We start from the raw sequence: 4,300 nt of genomic DNA, 5'->3' as shown, positions 1-4,300 counted from the left end.
GGTTCCGCACCGGCCTCGATGCCCTACGCGGCGATCTCCTCAATGCCCCTCAAAGCGCAGCGACCCTCTGGGCCAATCGATGCCCAAAACGCCTCCCAGCCTTGTGAGTCGTGTACCGTGTGCAACGCGATCGGGCACGGCTCTAGTCCGGAGATCGCAGTCGGTAACCGACGCCGGTTTCCGTGAGCAGGTAGCGCGGCCGCTCAGGGTCGGGCTCAAGCTTCTGCCGCAGCTGGCGGATATAGACGCGCAGATACTGCGGATCCGACGAGGCCGGCGCGTGGCGCATGAGCTGGGCGTGGGTGAGAACCTTGCCCGCATGCTGCACCAGCACCCGCAGGAACTCGTATTCCCGCGGCGACAGCTTCACCTCGCGCTCGCCAACCCGAACGATCCGGCGCACGAGATCGACCGACAACTCGTCGAGGCGGAACACCGGCCGCTCGCCCTGCATGGCCAACCGATGCCGGAGCGCGGTGCGGATGCGCGCGAGCAACTCGTTCATGCCGAACGGCTTGGTCACGTAGTCGTCCGCCCCGAGATCCAGGGCCTCGACCTTCCCACGCTCGTCGTCGCGGCTCGAGAGGATCAGCACCGGCAGATCCGGCCAGCGCTCGCGAATTGCCGCGAGCAGCGCATGGCCGGCCATGTCGGGCAGCCCGAGATCGAGGATCACGAGGTCGATGCCACCCGCCTCCAGGCTCGCGAGCGCTGCGGCACCGTCGCCGGCCTCGACGATCGCGTAGCCCTGCGTGCCGAGGCCGGTCCGGAGCAGGCGCCTGATCGGCGGCTCGTCGTCGACGACCAGAATGCTGGCCGAGGCGGTCATTCCACCCGCAGCAGCACGTGCCGCTTCTTGCCGAAGGACAGCTTGATCACGCCATCGCGCGTCAGATCGCTCCGCCCGAGCATCGCCTTCTCGTCCGACACCGGCACGTCGTTGACGCGCAGGCCCCCGCCCTTGATCTGGCGCCGGGCCTCGCTGGTCGAGGGCACCAGCTTCGCGATGTCGGGCCCGAAGGCCGTGAGCACCCCGAGTCCGGCCTCAAAAACGGCCGCCGGAACGATCACGGACGGCAGGTCGGCCGCGAGCGTGCCCTCTACGAAGGTCTTCCGCGCGGTCTCGGCCGCCGCTTCGGCCACCTCGCGGCCGTGCATCAGCGCCGTGGCCTCCGTGGCCAGCACCATCTTGGCGGCGTTGATCTCGGATCCGGCGAGCGCTGCGAGCCGGGCGATCTCGTCCATCGGCAGCAGGGTGAACAGCTTGAGGAAGCGGGCGACGTCGGCATCCTCGGTGTTCCGCCAGAACTGCCAGTAATCGTAGGGCTTCAGCATGTCCGGATTGAGCCAGACGGCACCCGCGGCGGTCTTTCCCATCTTGGCGCCCGACGATGTGGTCAGGAGCGGGCAGGTCAAAGCGTAGAGCTGCGGCGTGCCCATGCGGCGGCCGAGATCGATACCGTTGACGATGTTGCCCCACTGATCCGAGCCGCCCATCTGCATCAGGCAGCCATAGCGGCGGTTCAATTCCACGAAGTCGTAGGATTGCAGGATCATGTAGTTGAATTCCAGGAACGAGAGTTCCTGATCGCGGTCCAGGCGCAGGCGCACGCTGTCCATCGACAGCATGCGGTTCACCGAGAAATGGCGGCCGACATCGCGCAGCATTTCAATGTAATTGAGCTTGGTCAGCCACTCGGCGTTGTCGACCATCACGGCGTCGTTGGCGCCCGCGCCGAAGCGCAGGAACCGGTCGAAGGTCTTGCGGATCTCGGCCTTGTTGGCGTCGATCTGCTCGACGGTCAGGATCTTGCGGGTCTCGTCGCGGCCGGAGGGGTCGCCGACCCGGGTCGTGCCCCCGCCCATCAGGGCGATCGGCTTGCCCCCGGTGGCCTGCAGCCAGTGCAGCATCATGATCGACAGCAGATGCCCGACATGGAGCGAGGGCGCCGTGCAATCGTAGCCGACATAGGTGGTCAACCGGCCTTCGAGCGCGGCCGCGTCGATCCCCGCGAGATCGGAGGTCTGGTGGATGTAGCCGCGCTCGGTCAGGATCCGGAGGAAATCGGATTTCGGCGCGAAGCTCTCGGCGGTCATTGGTACAATCTCGGGTCGCATGCTGGCGCGACAGGCCGAGGCCCCGCATGCTAGCTCGCGCTGGGTTCAGGATACGGCGCGCTCTTAGCAGGGCGTTGGCCGAAAGGCACGGGGCAGGGCGGCATGGCGATGATGCGCGCGATCGGACTGATGAGCGGCACCTCGCTGGACGGCGTCGACATCGCCCTGATCGAGACAGACGGCGAGGGGGTCCACGTCGTCAAGGGCCACAACAATTTCCTGGAGCCGTTGGGACCGACCGGATACCGCGGCTACGCCGAGGACGAGAAAGCGCTCCTGCGTGGGGCGACCAAGGATGCCGAATCCGTTCTCCATCCCGCGGACCGGCCCGGCCGCCTTCCGGAGGCCGAGGCCTTCGTCACGCAGGCGCATGCTGAAGCCGTGGAGCGCTTTCTGGAAGAGAACGGCCTGAAAGCCTCCGAGATCGACGTGATCGGCTTCCACGGCCAGACCGTGATCCACCGGCCGGACCAGCGCATCTCGATCCAGATCGGCGACGGGCAGGCCCTGGCGACACGTCTCGGCATTCCAGTGATCTCCGACCTGCGCCGGGCCGACATTGAGGCGGGCGGGCAGGGGGCGCCGCTGGTTCCGGTGTTCCACAAGGCGCTGGCCGAGGCATCGGGCTTCGACGGGCCGTTCGGCATCCTCAACATCGGCGGCGTCGCCAACGCGACGCTGATCGATTCGAGGGGGGGCGTGATCGCCTTCGACACCGGGCCGGGCAATGCCCTGATCGACGAGTGGATGCAGGACCGCGAGGGTAAGAACCTCGACGATGGCGGGCGCACCGCCGCCCGGGGCCGACCGGACGAGCAGCTCCTTGCATGGCTGCTGACGCACCCGTTCTTCTTCCGCAAGCCGCCGAAATCGCTCGACCGGAACTGGTTCTCGCACAAGCTCGCGGGCCAGCTCTCCACCGAGGACGGCGCCGCGACGCTGACCGCCTTCACGGCCCGGGCGGTGGCGCGCGCGCTGGACCACGCTCCCGAGATCCCCACCCGCTGGATCGTGGCCGGAGGCGGGGCGCGCAACGGCGAGCTGGTGCGGCTGCTGAACTACCACCTGCGCGCCGAGATCACGACCGCCGACGCGATCGGCTGGTCCTCGGCCTACCTGGAGGCGCAGGCCTTCGCGTATCTGGCGGTGCGCTCGCTGCGGGGCCTGCCGATCACGCTGCCGTCCACCACCGGCGTGCGCGAGCCCTTGACCGGTGGCGTCCTGGCCCGACCGAACCGGTGAGCCTGGGCTACGCGCTGCACCGGATCATCGACGAATACCCGCTGGCCCGTCTCGACCCACCGGCGGGACACCCTGTCGCGGCCCTGATCCGGCGGGGCGCGCCGGACGAGTTGCGCGCGGCCCTGGCGCCGATCGAGGGTCCGTTCCTGGTGAAGGGCAGCCCCGGGCGGGGAAGCCACTGGGCAGCCGTCCCCTGGATCGCAATGTTCGATCCCGCCGTCACCACGAGCGCCACCCGGGGCTATTACCTCGTCTACCTGTTCCCGACCCATCGCGAGGCCGTGCACCTGTCGCTGGTTCAGGGCACCGTGGCGGCGATCCGCGAGCACGGGAGCGGCGCGGGCGCTCACCTGCGCGCCAGCGGCGACGGCCTCCGGCTGCGGCTCGCTGACTTCGCCGACCGGCTTCCCAACCAATCCATCGCGTTGGGCACGACCAGCGAGCTACCCGAGGGCTACGAGGCGGCCCACATCCTTGGATTGACCTACACGCGCGACGAACTCGGGGACGAGCGGCGGCTGCGCGCCGATCTGGCGACGGGTCTCGCGGCCTATCGGGCCTTGAAGGCGCGCGGCGGTCTCGCGCCGGAGGGCGTACCTCGATACTCGGTCCCGGGCATGCGACGCTCGCGCTCCCGAACCAGAAGCCCTCCCGCGTGCGGCGGATCTTCCTGAAGGATGCCGCACGGCTCAGCATGACGACAGATGTCCGCTGAGCCGCGCTCAGCGGGTTTCGCAAAAGTGGCCACCGGTTTTTCGACAAAAACCTGTGATATAACAAAGAGCTAAGCAGATGAAGTGTTGGCTTGCCCACGGTACACGACACGCGTCTGCCAACACGGGTGGCAAGCGCGACATGCCCCCTCTCCCGTGCGGGAGAGGGTTGGGGTGAGGGTCGAGAAAGTTCAGGATCGCGCGCACCTTCAAGGCGCTGACAGGGT

At 68.0% G+C, this 4,300-nt stretch carries 4 protein-coding genes; 2 read left to right on the top strand and 2 right to left on the bottom strand.

Annotated features, from left to right (window positions below; translation table 11 throughout):
* Positions 1–142: 142 nt before the first annotated feature.
* Both MKK63_RS16910 and tyrS read right to left on the bottom strand, forming a co-directional pair.
* Positions 143–829 (bottom strand): response regulator transcription factor, encoded by a 687-nt coding sequence (locus tag MKK63_RS16910; protein ID WP_244003763.1) that lies wholly within the window; start codon positions 827–829, stop codon positions 143–145.
* On the bottom strand, positions 826–2,097 hold the full coding sequence (gene tyrS / locus MKK63_RS16905) for a tyrosine--tRNA ligase (RefSeq protein ID WP_244003762.1): 1,272 nt from the start codon (positions 2,095–2,097) through the stop codon (positions 826–828). Before tyrS ends, MKK63_RS16910 begins: the two co-directional genes overlap by 4 nt.
* Positions 2,098–2,220: 123 nt before the next feature.
* On the opposite strand from tyrS, the gene MKK63_RS16900 reads away from it, so the two are divergent.
* The gene (locus MKK63_RS16900; RefSeq protein ID WP_244003760.1) at positions 2,221–3,360 is read left to right on the top strand and encodes an anhydro-N-acetylmuramic acid kinase; all 1,140 of its coding nucleotides are present in this window, start codon (positions 2,221–2,223) and stop codon (positions 3,358–3,360) included.
* Positions 3,357–4,034 carry a DUF3578 domain-containing protein gene (locus MKK63_RS16895; protein ID WP_244003758.1) on the top strand — a complete coding sequence of 226 codons (678 nt, stop codon included), beginning with the start codon at positions 3,357–3,359 and terminating at the stop codon, positions 4,032–4,034. The genes MKK63_RS16900 and MKK63_RS16895 overlap by 4 nt, the downstream gene beginning before the upstream one ends.
* Positions 4,035–4,300 lie beyond the last annotated feature (266 nt).

The organism is Methylobacterium sp. J-088, assembly GCF_022829295.1.
Lineage (GTDB): Bacteria > Pseudomonadota > Alphaproteobacteria > Rhizobiales > Beijerinckiaceae > Methylobacterium.
Note: the sequence above shows the minus strand (reverse complement) of the source record. Positions and strands in the feature narration are given on the sequence as shown.